The sequence below is a fragment of the Allobosea sp. WAO genome (assembly GCF_001509835.1).
In the GTDB taxonomy this organism is placed as follows: Bacteria; Pseudomonadota; Alphaproteobacteria; order Rhizobiales; family Beijerinckiaceae; genus Allobosea.
The window spans coordinates 303,613-319,950 of record NZ_JXTJ01000006.1 but is presented as its reverse complement, the minus strand read 5'-3'; the positions used below and the strand labels follow the sequence as shown (position 1 = coordinate 319,950).

General features: G+C 66.7%; 17 protein-coding genes. 3 read left to right on the top strand and 14 right to left on the bottom strand.

The annotated features are described in order from the left end of the window. Nucleotides 1-28 precede the first annotated feature (28 nt). The 11 genes from DK26_RS10600 to DK26_RS10550 all read right to left on the bottom strand — a co-directional run bounded on the left by DK26_RS10600 (nucleotide 29) and on the right by DK26_RS10550 (nucleotide 10,669). On the bottom strand, nucleotides 29-415 hold the full coding sequence (locus tag DK26_RS10600) for a response regulator (protein ID WP_066471581.1): 387 nt from the start codon (nucleotides 413-415) through the stop codon (nucleotides 29-31). Nucleotides 416-425: 10 nt separating this feature from the next. Next, complete coding sequence (gene cheB / locus DK26_RS10595) at nucleotides 426-1,541, bottom strand: chemotaxis-specific protein-glutamate methyltransferase CheB (protein ID WP_083533135.1); 1,116 nt, start codon at nucleotides 1,539-1,541, stop codon at nucleotides 426-428. Beyond that, nucleotides 1,541-2,134 (bottom strand): hypothetical protein, encoded by a 594-nt coding sequence (locus DK26_RS10590; RefSeq protein ID WP_066471579.1) that lies wholly within the window; start codon nucleotides 2,132-2,134, stop codon nucleotides 1,541-1,543. The genes cheB and DK26_RS10590 overlap by 1 nt, the downstream gene beginning before the upstream one ends. 10 nt (nucleotides 2,135-2,144) lie before the next feature. After that, on the bottom strand, nucleotides 2,145-2,993 hold the full coding sequence (locus DK26_RS10585) for a protein-glutamate O-methyltransferase CheR (protein ID WP_184231648.1): 849 nt from the start codon (nucleotides 2,991-2,993) through the stop codon (nucleotides 2,145-2,147). A 26-nt stretch (nucleotides 2,994-3,019) separates the two neighbouring features. Beyond that, entirely contained in the window at nucleotides 3,020-4,993 is a 1,974-nt protein-coding gene (locus tag DK26_RS10580) for a methyl-accepting chemotaxis protein (RefSeq protein WP_066471573.1), read from the bottom strand. A gap of 87 nt (nucleotides 4,994-5,080) precedes the next feature. Continuing rightward, entirely contained in the window at nucleotides 5,081-5,584 is a 504-nt protein-coding gene (locus tag DK26_RS10575) for a chemotaxis protein CheW (protein WP_066471570.1), read from the bottom strand. 2 nt (nucleotides 5,585-5,586) lie between these two features. Further along, the gene (locus DK26_RS10570; protein ID WP_066471568.1) at nucleotides 5,587-7,845 is read right to left on the bottom strand and encodes a chemotaxis protein CheA; all 2,259 of its coding nucleotides are present in this window, start codon (nucleotides 7,843-7,845) and stop codon (nucleotides 5,587-5,589) included. 9 nt (nucleotides 7,846-7,854) lie between these two features. Continuing rightward, nucleotides 7,855-8,214 carry a response regulator gene (locus DK26_RS10565; protein ID WP_066471565.1) on the bottom strand — a complete coding sequence of 120 codons (360 nt, stop codon included), beginning with the start codon at nucleotides 8,212-8,214 and terminating at the stop codon, nucleotides 7,855-7,857. A gap of 5 nt (nucleotides 8,215-8,219) precedes the next feature. Further along, the gene (locus DK26_RS10560) at nucleotides 8,220-8,501 is read right to left on the bottom strand and encodes an STAS domain-containing protein (RefSeq protein ID WP_066471563.1); all 282 of its coding nucleotides are present in this window, start codon (nucleotides 8,499-8,501) and stop codon (nucleotides 8,220-8,222) included. 159 nt (nucleotides 8,502-8,660) lie between these two features. Then, nucleotides 8,661-9,128: a response regulator gene (locus DK26_RS10555; protein WP_066471558.1), complete on the bottom strand. Its 468-nt coding sequence runs from the start codon at nucleotides 9,126-9,128 to the stop codon at nucleotides 8,661-8,663. A gap of 86 nt (nucleotides 9,129-9,214) precedes the next feature. Next, complete coding sequence (locus DK26_RS10550) at nucleotides 9,215-10,669, bottom strand: methyl-accepting chemotaxis protein (protein WP_066471554.1); 1,455 nt, start codon at nucleotides 10,667-10,669, stop codon at nucleotides 9,215-9,217. 214 nt (nucleotides 10,670-10,883) lie between these two features. On the opposite strand from DK26_RS10550, the gene DK26_RS10545 reads away from it, so the two are divergent. Together DK26_RS10545 and DK26_RS10540 are read left to right on the top strand one after the other, a co-directional pair. After that, nucleotides 10,884-11,630 carry a superoxide dismutase gene (locus DK26_RS10545; protein WP_066471551.1) on the top strand — a complete coding sequence of 249 codons (747 nt, stop codon included), beginning with the start codon at nucleotides 10,884-10,886 and terminating at the stop codon, nucleotides 11,628-11,630. 222 nt (nucleotides 11,631-11,852) lie between these two features. Further along, nucleotides 11,853-12,299, top strand: a complete 447-nt coding sequence (locus DK26_RS10540) for a hypothetical protein (RefSeq protein ID WP_157089611.1) — start codon at nucleotides 11,853-11,855, stop codon at nucleotides 12,297-12,299. A gap of 98 nt (nucleotides 12,300-12,397) precedes the next feature. Here DK26_RS10540 and DK26_RS10535 read toward each other — a convergent pair whose 3' ends face one another. After that, entirely contained in the window at nucleotides 12,398-14,317 is a 1,920-nt protein-coding gene (locus DK26_RS10535; protein WP_248309927.1) for a TRAP transporter permease, read from the bottom strand. Nucleotides 14,318-14,469: 152 nt separating this feature from the next. Continuing rightward, on the bottom strand, nucleotides 14,470-15,417 hold the full coding sequence (locus DK26_RS10530) for a TAXI family TRAP transporter solute-binding subunit (protein WP_066471546.1): 948 nt from the start codon (nucleotides 15,415-15,417) through the stop codon (nucleotides 14,470-14,472). 142 nt (nucleotides 15,418-15,559) lie between these two features. Between DK26_RS10530 and DK26_RS28955 the strand changes: the two genes are divergently transcribed. Next, complete coding sequence (locus DK26_RS28955) at nucleotides 15,560-15,844, top strand: hypothetical protein (protein ID WP_157089610.1); 285 nt, start codon at nucleotides 15,560-15,562, stop codon at nucleotides 15,842-15,844. Here the strand turns inward: DK26_RS28955 and DK26_RS10525 are convergent. Further along, a complete protein-coding gene (locus DK26_RS10525) occupies nucleotides 15,834-16,262 on the bottom strand; it encodes a DsrE family protein (protein ID WP_066472597.1) in 429 nt (142 codons plus the stop codon). The two genes, DK26_RS28955 and DK26_RS10525, sit on opposite strands and share 11 nt — an antisense overlap. Nucleotides 16,263-16,338 lie beyond the last annotated feature (76 nt).

Genomic DNA, 16,338 nt, shown 5'->3' with positions numbered 1-16,338 from the left:
CGTTAGCATCGCGCTATGGTCGGCGACTTCAGCAGGCCAGGACTTTCTTGACCCTGACCTCGAGGTCGCGCAATTCGTATGGCTTCACGACGTAATGGTCGGCGCCATTGGTCGTCGCTTCGTCCATCTTGTCGACCGAACGCTCCGAGGTCGCCATGATGATCTTGATCTGGTTGAGCTCGGGCACCGAGCGGATGGCGCGCAAGAGGTCGATGCCGCTCATCCCGTCCATGTTCCAGTCGAGCAGCAGCAGATCATAGCGCTTGGTCTGCATCTTCATCAGCGCTTCGCGGGCGTTCTCCGCCTCGTCGATGTCCTGGAACTCGATCTGCTTCAGGAAATAGGTCGCGAGTCCGCGCATGCTCTTCTGGTCGTCGACCACGAGGATGCGAAAATCGCTTCTCGCCTTTGTCATAGTGCTCTCCTCACGCGGTCCGCTGATGCGGCCGCTCGCCGATCAATCCCGCGACGACACCACCGATCTGGTCGAGCGCGACGGCCCGGTCAGCGGCGCCGATCTCGAACGCGGCTTTCGGCATCCCGTTTACCACACAGGTCTCACCGCTTTGGATTAACGTTTCGGCCCCGGCTTTGCGCATGGCTAACAAACCGTCAGCGCCGTCGCGCCCCATGCCGGTGAGCAGCACGCCAACAGCCTGCGCACCGGCTGCCCGCGCCACCGAATGGAACATCACGTCTACCGACGGACAGTGTCCGCTGACCAGCGGTCCTTCCCTGAGCTGGCAGACGAATTCACCGCGGCGTTCCTCGATCTCGAGATGCCGGTGGCCGCCGGGCGCAACCACGGCCATGCCGGGCCGCAGCCGGTCGCCATCAACGGCCTCGCGGACATCGAGCCCGGTCGCCGCCGCAAGCCGCGCCGCGAACTTCGCAGTATAGCCGGCCGGCATGTGCTGGACGACGACGATCGGCAGCCGCGTGAAGGCGAGATCGCGCATCACCACCTGGACGGCGGGCACGCCGCCGGTCGAGGCGCCGATCGCGATCAGCGGCGACTTGCCGACGGTGCGGCTGATCTCGCGCGCCATGGCGGGGCGGCTCGGGGCCGGCGCACTGGGCGTCGGCGCTTCCTTGGCCGCGCGTGCCGCCATCAGCAGACGCCGGCTGGCCGAGGCCCGCTGCAGCGCCGTGCCGACGTGCTTCATGAAGCTGTCGAGCGTATGGGTGGTACCGTCGGGCTTCTCGATGAAGTCGATTGCGCCGAGCTCCAGCGCCTGGATGGTGTTGTCGGCGCCCGGCCCGCCGAAAGCCGAGACGATCAGCACCGGCAGCGGGTCCTGCTTCAGCACGCGGGCAAGCAGCTTCAGTCCGTGCCGTCCCGGCAGCTCGAGATCGAGCGTCAGAATGTCGGGCCGCAATTCCTGGATCGCGTCCCAGCCTTCCTCGGCGCTGCCGGCGACGCCGATCACCTGGAAGCCCGGCGTCGAGTTGATGATCTGCGTCATCAGCTTCTGCATCAGCACGGAATCGTCGACGACGAGGACTTTCACCGGGCCGGCGGAGGGGTTCAGCATGCCCATCACCAGATCTCCACTTCGCCCGCCACCGGCTGGGTCTTGAGGCGGTTGAGGTATGCGAGTTCCTGCTCCCGCTCGGGATCGCGCGCGGCCTGCTGGACATGCTGGACCCAGGCGCGCCCGGTCGTGGGCTGATAATGGATGCGGCGCGAACGGGTGCCACCGACATCCCGGGAGACGACCGGGATGCCCTCGCGGGCGAGGAACTCGTTGACGAAGGTGATGTTGCCCTCGCCGATCGCCAGCATGGTGGCGCCGGAAAGCACGCGCGCGCCGCCGAAAACCTTGGCCTCGAGCTGGCCGCGCCTGGCACCGCGCTTGAGCAGCCCGTTGATCAGCACCTCCATGGCGGTGTCGCCATAGCGCTCGCCGGCGCTGGTGTCGGAACCGCCATTGTTCTTCGGCAGCAGGAAATGGTTGAGCCCGCCGACCCCGATATGCGGATCGCGCATGCAGACCGAGATGCAAGAACCGAGCACCGTCGCCACGATCTCGTCCTTCGCGGAGGTGATCTCATGCTCGCCGGGCGCGACCGTGATGATGGTCGCGTCGAAACGCGGATCGAAATAGCGCCGTGAGGATCGGGCAAGGCTCATTGGGCAGTGCTCATGGCGTGCGCTCGTAGATCGTCCGGCCGATCAGCCGAAGCTTGGGATGAGGCTGCGGCAGGGATTCCGAATGGCCGAGATAGAGAAAGCCGCCCGGATGGATCAGCGAGACGAAACGATCGAGGATCGCGGCCTTGGTCGGCGTATCGAAATAGATGAACACATTGCGGCAGAAGACGACGTCGAAGGCGCCCTTCATCGGCCAGCTCTCGATCAGATTGAGCCGCTTGAAGGCGATCAGACGCTTGAGGTCGTCGCTGATCCGCGCCTCGCCGCGGCCCGCCTGCCCCTCCAGGCGCAGGAGCGGGCGCAGATCGGCCGGCAACCGCTCGAACTGTTCAGCCGGATAGAGCCCGGCAGCTGCACGGTCGAGAATATCGGTGTCGATATCGGTCGCCAGGATCCTGAAATCGAGATCGCTGCGATGACCGATCACCTCCCGCGAGACCGCCGCAATGCTGTACGGCTCCTCGCCCGAGGAGCAGGCCGAGGACCAGATCCGGATGCGGCCGCGCCGCGCGGCGCGCTCCTGGATCAGGCGCGGCAGCACTTCGCCGCGCAGATGGTCGAAATGGTGGCGCTCGCGGAAGAAGGCGGTGTGATTGGTGGTGACGGCGTTGATCAGCTCGGGAATCTCGTCGAGCGCGGCCGGCGTCTTCAGGAAGGCGCAGTATTCGGCGACGGAGTTCAGTCCCAGCGCCTTGACGCGGCGCGCCAGCCGCCCGCGCGTCATCGCCTCCTTGTGCTCGCGGATGACGATGCCGGCATGCTCGTAGACGAGCTTGGCGACGAAACCCATGTCGTCGCGGGTCAGTGTGGGTTCGGCCTGGGGCGGCGGAGCTAGCATTGTCGGACTCTGAGCACGCAAAGACTTTAAAACTCCGCCCATTCTTCGAAGCGCCCGCCACCGGCGACCTTGCGGCGCGGCTCGGTCGCACGCGAACGAATCTCGGCATGACGATGCGGCTTGGCCGGAGCAGCGGCCTGCCTCGGCGCAACCGGGGCAGCGGCGGCCGGCCGGGACGGCGCGGCAAGGCCGGTATGGATCGTCGCGGCGCGCGCCTGGACCTCGCCGGTGTGGAAGAAGGCGACGAGGTTCCGCAGCGCCTCAATCTGGCTGGCGAGGCTGTTCGCCGAGCCTGCGCTCTGCTCGGCCAGCGCCGCGTTCTGCTGGGTCGCCTCGTCCATGTGCGCGACGGCCTGGCTCATCTCCTCGATGCCGCCGGCCTGCTCGGCCGTGGCCTCGGAAATCTCGGCCACCGTGCTGGAGACCTGCCCGGCCGCCGCAACGATCCGGTTCAGCGCTTCCCCGGTATGGCGCACGAAGCGCACACCATCGGCCACCTGCTCGTTCGAGTTGACGATCAGGCCCTTGATGTCCTTGGCCGCCTGGCTCGAACGCTGCGCCAGTGTCCGCACTTCCGAAGCGACGACCGCGAAGCCCTTGCCGGCATCACCGGCCCGAGCGGCTTCCACGGCAGCGTTGAGCGCAAGCAGATTGGTCTGGAAGGCGATACCGTCGATCACTGCGACGATCTCGGAAATGCGCGCGGAGGACGCCTCGATGCGCTCGATCGCGCCGACGGCATCGGCCACGACCTTCTGCCCTGCCTCCGCGACGCCCTTCGCCTCTCCTGCGAGTTCCGTCGCCCGGCGCGAGCGCTCGGCGCTCTGCTTCACTGAAGCGGCGAGTTGCTCGGTCGTCGCCGCCGTCTGCTCGAGGTTGCCGGCGCTGTCCTCCGTGCGCCGGGCAAGGTCGGCGGCGCCGCTGTGGATCTCGGCGGCGGTCGTCGCGACATGGCCCGAGGTCCCCTGGATGCCGGAGACGGTTTGCGCCAGCCGCGCCATGGTCTCGTTGAGGCCGGCTTTGAGCTCGGCGAGGAGACCCTGATAGTCGCCGTCGATGCGCTGGCTGAGATCGCCGTCCGCCATGCCGGAGAGCACCTCGGCGAACTCGCCCACCGCCCCTTCGACGATGACGTTGATCTGGTTGATGCCCTCGGCGATCCGCGCCAGCGCATCAGATTTCCCGGCGAGCGGGATGCGGCGCGAGAAGTCGCCTTCGGCTGCGGCCGAGACAACATCGGCGACCTCGTTAGCGGCCGCGACCTCATCCGTCAGCTCGCGCCACTCCATCGTGGCGCCGAGCAGCCGCCCGTCCGCCTGCACCATCTGGCTCAAAGTCAGCGCGACGGTGCGCCGCCCCAGAGCAAAACGCAGCGAGCGCATGCCGCCGGCCACGAACCCGCCGGACGACTGGTTGTGGAAGACGTCCATCACCTTGCCGAGCATGTCCTTGGCGGAAATGCCGGGAAAGGCGATGCGGAAATCGTCCTGCGCCTCGGCGAAGAACTTCAGCAACGAGCGGTTGGCGAAGACGACGCGCGCCTGCGCGTCGCAGACCATGATGTTGGTGCGGCAACCGTCGAGGGCCGCGCGGATGCGGCTGGCCTCGATGCTGCTGTCCTGGAGCTGCTGCAGGCTGCGGGCGAGTTCGCCGACCTCGTCCCGGCGCGCCAGCTCCGGCAGATCGGCTTCCTTGCCCTGCGCCAGCTGCTCGGAGCCCTCGCGCATCGCCGCCAGCTGCCTCGCCAGCGAACGCGCGACGAGCCAGCCGAGTCCGGCTGCGACGGCGATCCCGGCAGTGCCGAAGGCAAGCGCCGGTCCGAGCATGGCGGAAGTCACCGTCTCGGCCTGCTGACCGGCGAGGCCGAGCGCGGCGAGCTTTGCCGCCGTCGCCTGCTGCACCGCGATCGTGACCCCAGTGGCGGCGAGCAGCGCCCCACCGGCGAACAGTGCAGGCAGTTTGAAGGTCAGTTTCGAAAGGCCCGCCGGCATCATGCTCATCGGCTCTGTTGGTCTCTTCGGGGCAGTGGCAGGCGAGCAGGTTCCTCTGGCGCGTTGGCGGGCGTCCTCGGGCGGTCTTCCGACGCCTCAGTTGGCGCGGGCCTGCCGCGCCGTGACGTCACCGCCGTCCTTGATGACCGCCGCGAGATCGAGCAGCGCCACGATGTCGTTTTCGAGTAGCACCAGGCCCTCGATCAGGCCGTGCTCGTCGCGCTCCAGGTCCGGCGCCGGACGAACCGCGCTGACCGGCACGTCGACGATGTCGGAGACCGAGTCGACCAGCAGGCCGGCCGTCTTGTCCTCGACATCGACGACGACGATGACATGGGTCGCGGTCGCGTCGGTGACGCCGAGCCCGATCGCGGTGCGCAGGTCGTAGACCGCCAGGATCACGCCGCGCAGGTTGAGCACGCCGCGCACATGCGGGGCCGCATGCGGCAGCGGCGTCGTCGCCTGCCAGCCCTTGATCTCACGGACCATGCCGACATCGATGCCGAAGGTGCGGTCGCCGACGCGGAAGGTAACGATCCGGCGCGCCGCCGATTCCGGCTGCGCCGAGGTGAAGTGCTTTTCGCCGAGTTGCAGGGTCATGGTCATCCAGCCAATTTGAGTTCGGGAGCAGTCTGGCGGCCGCCGGCAGCCGCCAGGCGCAGCATGGAATCGACGTCGAGGATGAGGGCGACGAGGCCGTCGCCGAGGATCGTCGCGGCCGAGGCGCCGTTGACGGTGCCGTAATTGGCTTCGAGGCTCTTCACGACGACCTGCTGCTGGCCGACGATCTCGTCGACCGCGATGCCGACATTCCCGCCGCGCTCGGTCTCGGCGATGATGATGATGTTCTCGTCGCGGGTGCCGGACGAGCCCATGACGGCGCCGAGCCGGTAGAGCGGCGTGACCTCGCCGCGCCAGCGCAGCACTTCCTGGCCGAAGGTCAGGTGCTCGATCGGCGTGTTGGCGAGGTGCTGGGTCTCGATCACGCTGGCGATCGGGATGACGTAGCGGTCGTCGCCGCAGCGGATCACCATGCCTTCCAGAACGGCGAGCGTCAGCGGCAGAGCGAGTGTGAACTTGCAGCCGCGGCCGGGCTCGGAATCGACGCTGATGCGCCCGCCGAGGGATTCGACGTTGCGGCGGACCACATCCATGCCGACGCCGCGGCCGGAGATGTCGCTGACCGCCTCGGCCGTCGACAGGCCGGCGGCGAAGATCAACTGGTCGATCTCCTCCGGAGCCAGCTTCTCGTCCGGTCCGACGAGGCCGCGGGATCGCGCCTTGGCCAGCAGCTTGTCGCGGCCTATGCCGCGTCCGTCATCGGTGACCGAGATCACGATGCGGCCGGCGCGATGCTCGGCGATCAGCTTGATCGTGCCTTCGGGATGCTTGCCGGCGGCGATGCGCTCGTCAGGCGTCTCCAGCCCGTGATCCATCGAGTTGCGGATCATATGGGTCAGCGGGTCGGCCAGCTCCTCGATGATCGTCTTGTCGACCTCGGTGTTCTCGCCCTCGAGGACGAGCTTCACTTCCTTGCCGAGCGTCTGGGCGAGCTCGCGCACCAGGCGCGGCATGCGCTGGAACACGGCCTTCACCGGCTGGGCACGCACCGCCATGACATGGTCCTGCAACTCGCGCGTCTGGCGCGACAGGGTCAGGATGCCTTCGGCGGTCTTGGCGTAGACGTCATAGGGCAGCGAGCGGACGCATTCGACCAGCATGGACTGGGTGATGACGATCTCGCCGACTAGGTTCATCAGCCGGTCGATCCGGTCGAGATCGACGCGCACGCTGACGGCCTGGCGCTGGCGCGCGGCAGCCGCATCGTTGGCCGCCGGCTTCGCGGAGGGACGCGGCGGAGCCGCTGGCGGCGGCGGGGCGGAAGCCGCCACGGCGACAGGCGCCTGCGGCGGAGCGACCTCGGCAGGGGCAGCGGCAGCCGGCGCCGGACCGAGGCGGGCGAGGATCGCGGAGAGGTCGGCCGCGACATTCTGCGGGACTTCGGAAACCGGCGCAGCAGTCTCCTCGACCACATCGTCATTGGCTGCCGCCGGCATGATTTCGACTTCGAACTCCTCGTTCGCGAGGGTGAAATCAAATTTCGCGACGATCTCCTCGACCGGCAGCTCGGTGCGCAGCATCACGTTGAAGCGCATATGGCAGTCGGTGACGTCGAGCGCTTCGAGTGCCGGGACCTGACTCATATCGCAGGTCACGGAGACGATCTCTTCGGCCGGCAGGCTGCCAATCACGACGCGCGGCTCGATCACCCGGCGGAACAGGTCGCTCTCGGGGCTGATCCGCACGCAGACATCGCGGCCGGGGCGCGGCGCGGCGACGGCCGCGACCGGCTCGTCATCCCAGCCATCATCGGCCGCAGAAGCAGCCGGCGCGGCGGTCTTGGCCTCGACCATGGCGAGCAGATTGCCAAGTGCCGCGATGCCGGGCGGCTCGTCGCTGACGGCAGCCGGGGCTTCCGGCTTGGCCTGGCCGACCTTCTCCAGCGCGGCCAGCAGGTCCGGGCGCGCCTGAGCGGGCTCGTCATTGCGGGCGGCCGCGACGAGATCCGACACCGCATCCGAGCAGCGCAGGAACAGGCTGAAGGGAGCATCCTCGAGCGCGACGCGGCCGGAGCGCAGATGGTCGAGCGAAGCCTCGAAGACATGCGCGAAGGCGACGAGCTCCGTGCAGCCGAAGGCACCCGCACCACCCTTGATCGAATGGATGGCGCGGAACGCGGCGTTGACGTCCTCGGAATCGCGCGAGCCCTCGTCGAGCGCCTGGAGCTTCTGCTCGAGCGCGCCGAGGAGCTCCTCGCATTCCTGGAAGAAGGTTTGTTTCAGTTCGGCCAGAGCATCCATCGAGTCGCCTCAGTTCTGGTAGCGGGCGACGAGGCCGAGCAGGGTGTTGGGCTCGAACGGCTTGACCATCCAGGCGCTGGCACCGGCGCGGCGGCCTTCCGCCTTGATCTCGGCGCCGTTCTCGGTGGTCAGCACGATGATCGGGGTGTTCTGCCCGGCCGGCCGCGCGCGGCAGGCGCGCGTGAACTCGATGCCGTCCATCACCGGCATGTTGAGGTCGGTGATCACGAGGTCGGGCTTGAACTGGTCGAAGCGCGCGAGGCCTTCCTCGCCGTTCTCGGCTTCGGCGACCTCGTGCCCGGCATTGCGCAGCGTCATGCTGAGCAGGCTGAGCAAGGTCTTGGTGTCGTCGATTGCCAGGATACGCATCGCATTCACTCCACGACGAGGGCGCTTTGGGCGAAATCGAAGCCGATCGCCTGGAAGGATTGACGGCACTCCTCGGACATCGCCTTGAGCGAGACAGTCAGCCCATGCACCGCGGCGCTCGCCGCGGCCGCGTGCAGAAGCTGGATCCACAGGCTCGGGAACGGGCCGGCGCCGGCGCATTCGACGCTGACGCTTTCCCGCTGTTCCAGCGCGACCAGGAGTTGATTTCGGAAGGCTGCGGCCTCGGAACGGCCGAGAAGCGGCGGCAAGGAAACGGTGATGACCACGGCGGCGCAACCTATGAATCGTAGCTGGAGGCTGTCACGGAACTGGTAAAAATTTCACTAAGCGCTGGCCGCGCCGGCAAGGATTGTGACCGTTTCGGGGCATCTGCGATGCACACGCACGGCAGGCCCTCCACCCGGGATTTCCGCGGGAAGGACGCTTCAGAACAGGCTGTTGCTGATCGCCCGCGGAACCAGGGTGATCGCGCCGTTCTGTTCCTTGTATTTGCGCGGGATGTTGATGATCCCCGACAGGTGCAGCCAGAGATTGTTCGGCGAGATCGGCTTCACGATGATCTCGTGCGCGCCGAGCTTGGCGGCCTGGACGACCGCGCGGCGGTCGGGCTTCTCCATCATCACCAGCACCGGGGCCTTGGCGAAGGGCGAGGTCTTGAAGGAGCGGATCGAGGCCAGGCACTTCATGCTGTCCCCCTCCGGCAGATCCCAGTCGAGGATAACGATGTTAGGCTGCTTCTGGATGAACATGGTCGCCGCGCCGGCGAGGTCCGCCGCTTCGAAGATCCGCTGCAGCTGCGCCTGATAGAGCATCGTCCGGATGATGCGCCGGTAATGCGGGCTGGCATCGATCAGCAGAACCGAGAGGTTCGGAAAGGCGGGAGCGATATGCATGACGGCGATTGCGACCCGATACTCAACACCACATCCGGGCAAGGCCGCCCGCTACCTCCGGAGCCCTTCGCTCCACTCAACCCCGCTCAGACGCTGAGCCCGAAGCGGAAGCTGCCCCAGTGCCGGCCTCTGACGAAGATCGGCGCCGAAAGATCTTCCATCACCAGGAAATTGCCGCCGCCCATGTCGCGCCGATAGGTCTGCAGCAGGAACGGTTTCTGGTTGCGCGCCGCCGCCAGCCCGGTCCGATCGTCGAACAGTCGCCGGTTGCGGCAATTGGCGTTGTTCCAGACCGGGTCCGAACCCTGCGGCTGCGCGTATTTGCGATTGTGTGTCGGCAGGAAGCCGTTGCGGTCGACCGCAGCGCAGAACACCGCGCGCCGATTGCCGGCCAGCAGCTTCTCCTGCAGCGGCGGCAGCAGGCGGTCGGTCAGCTCGACGAAGCGGGTCAGGTGCTGCACCGGGTTGCTGCCCGGCACCGGCCGGTAAGTCTCGTCAAACAGCTCGGCCATGCCGATCTGGCCGCTGGCCAGCGCCTGCTCGAACAATCCGGCGACAGCCGTCGCAGCCTCGATCGCCGTCGCGATCATTTCGGATTGCGGCGTGCGCACCCCGGAAGCCGCGATCGAACCGAGCACCGCCTCGCTGGTCGAAACCAGCGAGCTTGCGCGGCGCGACGCCACTTCGAGACTATGGCTGGACTGCTCGACGCCGCCGACCAGATCCTTCAGCTCGGCCCCGACCTTGGCGAAGGCGACCGCATTGTCGCGGGTCGGCGCCGAGATGCTGTCGATCTCGGCGATCAGCCCGACAACCGACTTGCCGAAATGGTCGAGCTCGCCGATCTGGCGTGAAATGCCCTGGCTTTCCTCGCTGGCGCGGCGCGCCGCGAGCGCATTGGCCTCGCTCTGGCTCGCCAGCTGATCTACCGTCGCGACGAGCGCATCGAGCTGCCTGGAGCTTGCATTGGTGGCGTCGCGGGTCTGTTCGGCGAGTTGCTTGACCGCGGCCGCGATCACCGCGAAGCCGCGGCCGGCGGCGCCGCTGCGGGCCGCCTCGACCCCGGCATTGATCGAAAGCAGCTGGATCTCGCGGGTGATCGACTGGATCGCCTCGCTCGCCTCGCGCAGCTTGTGGGCCCTCTCGACTGCGCCTGCCAGCGCCTGCGAGATCGATTGCGCCCCGTTCGAGAGTTCGGCGATGTCGTTCTGCGCCGCATTGAGCCCGAGCCGGACCGCGCCGGTGACGCGTTCGAGTCCGCTCTTCACGACCGAGGCCGCATTCTGCGCCTCCTCGGCCGAACGTTGGATCGCCTGATTGGCGCGCGCCACCTGGTCGACGGAACCGACGACGCGGTGCAGCCCCGCCGTCTGCCGGTCGAGCTGGCCGTTAACGTCGCCGATACGGCCCGAAATGTCGGTGATCTCGCTGCTCAGCTTGCCGAAGCGCTCGGCGATCTCGACGACGGCGCGCGAGGCGGCTTCCGCGTCGGGCGCGTCCTCATTGGCCGGGGCAGGCGCCTTCAGAGCCAGAGCGTGCATGGACACGGCACATCCGCATGAGAAATCTGCCCTAGGAAGCTAAAAGAACGCAGTAAATTGCCGGTTAATGCCGCGCTTGCGCCATGATCCGCTGCCCGAATACGCCCGCCGCCCCAAGGCAGCGCTCGCCGCGAGATCGCTGCATCCAGGAGCGGCATTTCAGGGTAACGTTACGGCAGACCGGCACCAGGCCGCCGGCCTCTGGAGGACCACCATGCAGAACGTCAGTTCGTTTTCCCGCCGCTCGCTGCTCGGCTTCGGTGCCGCAGCCGCCGGCCTGGCGATAGCCCCGAAGGTCTGGGCGCAGGCAGCTGCCCCGGCCGCTCCCACCGGCCCGTTCTCGCTGCCCAAGCGCGCTTATGAGGCGTCGGCGCTCGAGCCCAATATCGACGCCACCACCATGGATATCCACTACAACCGCCACCACGCGGCCTATGTCGCCGGGCTGAACGCCGCCGCCAAGGACCATGGCGTCCTCGCCCAGACGCCGCTCCAGCAACTCCTCGCCGATCTAGGCAAAGTGCCGGAGGCCGCCCGCCTCGCCGTGCGCAATTCCGGCGGCGGCCATGCCAACCACACCATGTTCTGGGAGATCATGGGCCCGAACGCCGGCGGTGCGCCGACCGGCGAGGTCGCGGCCGCCATCACCCGCGACCTCGGCGGCTTCGACAAGTTCAAGACCGACTTCGACACCGCCGGGCTGCGCGTCTTCGGTTCGGGCTGGACCTTCGTGACCGTGACCAAGGACGGCAAGCTTGCCCTCGCGAGCAAGCCCAACCAGGACACCCCGCTGATGGACAAGCAGATGGTCCTGATGGGCAATGACGTCTGGGAGCACGCCTATTACCTGAAGTACCAGAACCGCCGCGCCGAATACCTCAAGAACTGGTGGAACGTGGTCGACTGGAACAAGGTCAACGCGCGCTATGCGGCCGCCAAGGCCGGCAAGCTGACGATCTGAACGGCGGCCGGCGATAGCCCTTCTCGCGATGCCCGGCCCAGCGGCCGGGCATTTCCGTTTCTGATGACGGCCACCGTCATCCCGTACGCGCGGCCCAGACATCGCGTTGAACACGCCGACTGTTCAGAAAAATCTGATGACACAACAAGGAGATCGCCGCTGGCGGAACTCTTTGGCTGGTTCTATCGTTCTGCTTGCATCCGCCTAGCAGGGAGCATGCTCGTGACACTGAACAGCCTAGCCCGCATCGGCGCGGTCGCGCTGACGCTTCTCCCGCCTGCCGCCATCGCCCAGCAACGCACGCTCGGCCCGCCGAGTGGCACCGTCCGCATCGAGGCGTTTTCCGTTGCTTTCCTCGGCCAGGGTCAGGTCGGCGGCGGCACTTTGGCGTTTCGCGGCCGCAACTATCCGATCAGCGTCGGCGGCCTCGGTGTTGGCGGCATCGGCGCGTCGAAGCTGACCGCCACCGGCCGGGTCTACGGGCTCAGGCAGCGCGAGGATTTCGCGGGCTCCTATGTCCAGTTGAGCGAAGGCTGGGCCGTCGGCCGCGCCGGCAAGGGGCGCCTCGTCCTCAAGAACAACAAGGGCGTCACCATCAGCCTCGACGCCCGCCGTCAGGGCCTGCAGCTTGCGTCCGGCGTCGACGGCGTGGTGATCAGCTTCAAATAGACGCTGCTCCGAGCTGCGTTCCGTGAGGCGGCGCAGCCCGGATGAAGCCAGTTCAAAACTCAGCCCGTGGGAGCTGCCGCCCCGCACCTGGCCCGGCGCTACTTCGCCGGGTTGGGCTGTGCCTCTTCGGCCCGGGCGCGCTCCCGGCCCGGCCATTGCCAGGCGAACATCGCCAGTGCCAGTCCGAGTCCGATCAGGTCGGTCATCCAGTCCGGCTTCACCAGGCAGAAGGCCGCGGCGACGAGCACGGCCCGCTCCCACATCGCGGCACGACGCAGCAGGTAGCCGTGCAGCCCGGCGGCGAGCAGGCCGATTCCGACGCATGAGCAGACGAAGCGCCAGATGATCGTCGGCCAGTCTCCGATCATCAGCAGGGCCGGCTCGTAGACGAACATGAACGGCACGATGAAGCCGGCGGCACCGATCTTCACCGCCGCCCAGCCGCTACTCCAGAGGTCGGCCTTGGCCAACCCCGCAGCGGCGAAGACGGCGAGCGCGACCGGCGGCGTGATCGCCGACAGGATGGCGAAGTAGAAGGCGAACATATGCGCCGCCGGCATCGCCACGCCGAGCTTGATCAGCGCCGGCACCAGCAGCGAGGTCATCACGATATAGGCCGGCGTCGTCGGCATGCCCATGCCGAGCACGATGCCGGCGACCGCCGTCAGCAGCAGTGCCAGCAAGAGGTAGTTCTGCGACAGGCCGATCACCGCCTGGGTGAAGACGATCCCGGCGCCGGTCAGTGCGACGACGCCGATCACGATGCCGGCGCAGGCGCAGGCCAGCGCCACGGCGAGCGCGTTGCGCGCGCCGTCGATCATCGCATCGATGATGATCGGCAGCCGGACATTGCCGCGCGTCGAGGCCCGCAGCGCCGCGACTGGGAAGCACAGCACAGTGCCGGCCAGCGCCGCCAGCGGTGCGCTGTAGCCGGAATAGAGCACGGCAAGGATCGTCAGCACCGGCAGAAAGAGATGGCCGCGCTCGCGCAAGGTCGTGCCGAGCTTCGGCAACTGACTGCGCGGCACGCCGAGGATGCCGTGGCGCTTGGCCTCGAAATGCACCGCCGCAAAGCAGGCGACGTAATAGAGCACCGCCGGGATCAGCGCCCAGATCACCACCTGCCCGTAGGAGACCGAGAGGAACTCGGCCATGACGAAGGCAGCGGCGCCCATGATCGGCGGCATGATCTGACCGCCCGTCGAGGCCACCGCCTCGACGCCCGCCGCGAAATGCGCCTTGAAGCCGGTGCGCTTCATCAGCGGGATGGAGATCGGCCCGTCGACCATGACATTGGCGACCGCGCTGCCCGAGATCGTGCCGAACAGGCTCGACGAGACCACCGAAACCTTGCCCGGTCCGCCGGCGGTGTGACCGGTGAGCGAGAGCGCGAAATCCATGAAGAGCTGTCCCGTGCCGGTGCGCTCCATGAAGGAGCCGAACAGCACGAAGATCATGACATAGGCGGCGGACACCCCGAGCGGCGCGCCGAAGACGCCCTCCGTCGTCATGAACAGTTGGTCGAGCAGCCGCATCGGCTCGACCCTGGCGATGAACAGCGCGTAGCAGAGGAAGGCGATCGCGGTGAGCGGCAGAGCCCAGCCGATCAGCCGCCGCGTCGCCTCGAGCACGATGACGACGAGCAGAACCGCCATTGCCATGTCGACCGGGCTGAGATCGTCGACATAGTAGATCCGGTTGACGATGTAGTCGTAGTTCCAGAACAGATAGGTGATCGGCGCGACTGCGAGCGCCAGCAGCGCATAGTCGAGCGGAGACGGCGCCGCATCCGCCCCTGTCCGGCGATAGATCAGGAAGGTCAGGGCCAGCGCGAACAGAAGATGCGTGCCGCGGAAGATGATCGCTTCCGGGGTGCCCTGCCCGCCGAGCGCCGGCGGCAGTATCACCCACATATGGTAGAGCGCCATGGCGACGGCGATCACCGCCGTGACCAGCCGCACGATGCCGACATGGCTGAACTCGAACTTGAATTCGGGTCTGGGAACGCTGATGTCCACGGGCACATCCTGGCTCGGAGACCGATCCCGCACAGTGCGACGAGATCGCGCCGCAGGGGCGGCACGACGGGATCGGTGGCTTCGGGAAGCACGCGCCGGCGCTGCCGGCGCGCCAGGTTTTCAAACCGTCCGCACGGGGCGTCGGGAGCCGGTCACTTCGACGCGACGGTAATGCCCTTTTCCTTGTAGAGTTTGGCCGCGCCCGGGTGGAACGGCACGCCAACATCCTCCGCCATCAGTTTCGGCGTAAGATCGGCCAGTGCCTTGCTCGTCGCCGCCAGCGCCGGGACATTGTCGGCGATCGCCTTGGTCATGGCGTAGACCTGATCGGCCGGCAGCTTGCACGAGACGACGATATGGGTGGCGTAGCCGATCACCTTCACGTCCTCGCCCTGCTTCGGATAGGTGCCCTTCGGCACCGTCACCAGCGTATAGCCGGGGTTGAGCTTCCTCATGCCGTCGAGATCGGCCGAGAGGTCGAGCAGCTTGATGTCACGCGCCGAGGCAAGGTCCATCACGGCGCCGGACGGAATGGCAGTGCCGAGGGAGAAGGCCTGGGCGTGCCCATCCTTCACCTGCTCGACCGAGTCCGTATAGGAGACGAAGGAGATCTTGACGTCACTATAGCTCATCCCGTGGACCTTCAGCAGCTGCCCGGTGATGAGCTCGCCGGTATTGCCACGGGGCTGCGTCGTGATCGCCTTGCCCTTCAGATCCTTGACCGTTTTGATGCCGGAATCGGCCGGTACCAGCATCTGGAAATACTGCGGATAGAGCGAAGCGACATTGCAGATGTTCTCATGCTTCCTCGGGAACGGCGCGTTCCCGGCGAGTCCGTCCACGGTCGAGATCGAGTTGCCGAAGCCGACCTCAGCCTTGTTCTCCTCGATGGCGCGGACATTGGCTATCCCGGCGCCCGGCAGCGACTGCACGCTGAGCCCCGGAACCGCCTTCTCCCAGAGATCCTTGAGCTGGCCGCCGAGCGGCACCCAGACGCCGCCTTGCGGACCCGTCATCAGGCGCATTTCAGCTGCCATCGCAGGCAGGCTCAGCATGGTGGTGGCAGCTAGACAGAACAGATAGGTCGGTGCACGTGTCATCGATCTTCCTCCCTCGAGCAATCTTGCCGAGGCGCCGCATCTTCGCGCACGGTCGCCCCCCGTCGGTCGGCCGGCCTTCGGACCGTGCTCGCCGCAGGCTTGAAGCTATCGGCTGAGGCTGAGGTGGCAAGCGCCGAATTGGATGGCGCCGATCGCGGCAGACCGAACGGCTCAGGCCGATCCGGCAGCTCCCGAAGAAATGCTGCGTCGCGTTCGGCGCATGAACCTGTCACAGGGCCGAATACGCTTGCTTGCCCGCGCCGGCACTCAGTCTGACATCGCCTTTTTTTGGCGGCGGCTCTTGGAGCAGTTCTGCCGTCCCTCGATGTACAGAACTGCTCCTGTTCTTGATTTCATCGCATTTTCTTCACGCGAAGCGGTGTCAACTTCGCTCGAAAGTGCTTCGGCAGCAGCCGTCATGGCCTGACATAGGTCCAGCCCCGCTCCTGCAGCTCCATGACGCGCACCACACCGGACTTCACGACCGAAACATCGGAAATGAGAGAAATCTCCTTGTTTTCGGCCTTCTTCATATTCTCTTGCGTGTTACCGCAAGCCTTGAAAGAAATTGCCGGGGTGCTGAGCGTAATTTCCTTGACTCGTGCCTTAACCGGAGAGGTATCCTCCCGAAGCATATGCAGCCCAGGGCCGAATGTAACGACCTCTATCTCTACTTTCTCTCCAGCATCCTTGTAGTACTGCGCGACATTCATCGCATTGTTGAGCGCCAGATTCATCGTCGCGGCATCGTTCGAGTTAACTTGCAGCACGAGGCGGTGGGATTTGGTTTCGGCCGCAGGTCGCTTCGATGTCTGCGCGGAGGCTTGCCGCTTTTCCTGCGCCATGGAGGGCGGCGAAGCGATCAGGAGCGCCACGATGCCGATCAGCGCGGCCCGGCCAGTTCCGTTGCAAGCAATCATC

What these genes read in the sequence shown, in the direction of transcription:
- DK26_RS10525 (WP_066472597.1), bottom strand. Translation starts at nt 16,262, where the DNA reads ATGGCGCAGGAAAAGCGGCAAGCCTCCGCGCAGACATCGAAGCGACCT.
- DK26_RS10585 (WP_184231648.1), bottom strand. Translation starts at nt 2,993, where the DNA reads ATGCTAGCTCCGCCGCCCCAGGCCGAACCCACACTGACCCGCGACGAC.
- DK26_RS10600 (WP_066471581.1), bottom strand. Translation starts at nt 415, where the DNA reads ATGACAAAGGCGAGAAGCGATTTTCGCATCCTCGTGGTCGACGACCAG.
- DK26_RS10530 (WP_066471546.1), bottom strand. Translation starts at nt 15,417, where the DNA reads ATGACACGTGCACCGACCTATCTGTTCTGTCTAGCTGCCACCACCATG.
- DK26_RS10570 (WP_066471568.1), bottom strand. Translation starts at nt 7,845, where the DNA reads ATGGATGCTCTGGCCGAACTGAAACAAACCTTCTTCCAGGAATGCGAG.
- DK26_RS10545 (WP_066471551.1), top strand. Translation starts at nt 10,884, where the DNA reads ATGCAGAACGTCAGTTCGTTTTCCCGCCGCTCGCTGCTCGGCTTCGGT.
- DK26_RS10565 (WP_066471565.1), bottom strand. Translation starts at nt 8,214, where the DNA reads ATGCGTATCCTGGCAATCGACGACACCAAGACCTTGCTCAGCCTGCTC.
- DK26_RS10580 (WP_066471573.1), bottom strand. Translation starts at nt 4,993, where the DNA reads ATGAGCATGATGCCGGCGGGCCTTTCGAAACTGACCTTCAAACTGCCT.
- DK26_RS10575 (WP_066471570.1), bottom strand. Translation starts at nt 5,584, where the DNA reads ATGACCCTGCAACTCGGCGAAAAGCACTTCACCTCGGCGCAGCCGGAA.
- cheB (WP_083533135.1), bottom strand. Translation starts at nt 1,541, where the DNA reads ATGGGCATGCTGAACCCCTCCGCCGGCCCGGTGAAAGTCCTCGTCGTC.
- DK26_RS28955 (WP_157089610.1), top strand. Translation starts at nt 15,560, where the DNA reads ATGGCGCCGATCGCGGCAGACCGAACGGCTCAGGCCGATCCGGCAGCT.
- DK26_RS10555 (WP_066471558.1), bottom strand. Translation starts at nt 9,128, where the DNA reads ATGCATATCGCTCCCGCCTTTCCGAACCTCTCGGTTCTGCTGATCGAT.
- DK26_RS10550 (WP_066471554.1), bottom strand. Translation starts at nt 10,669, where the DNA reads ATGCACGCTCTGGCTCTGAAGGCGCCTGCCCCGGCCAATGAGGACGCG.
- DK26_RS10590 (WP_066471579.1), bottom strand. Translation starts at nt 2,134, where the DNA reads ATGAGCCTTGCCCGATCCTCACGGCGCTATTTCGATCCGCGTTTCGAC.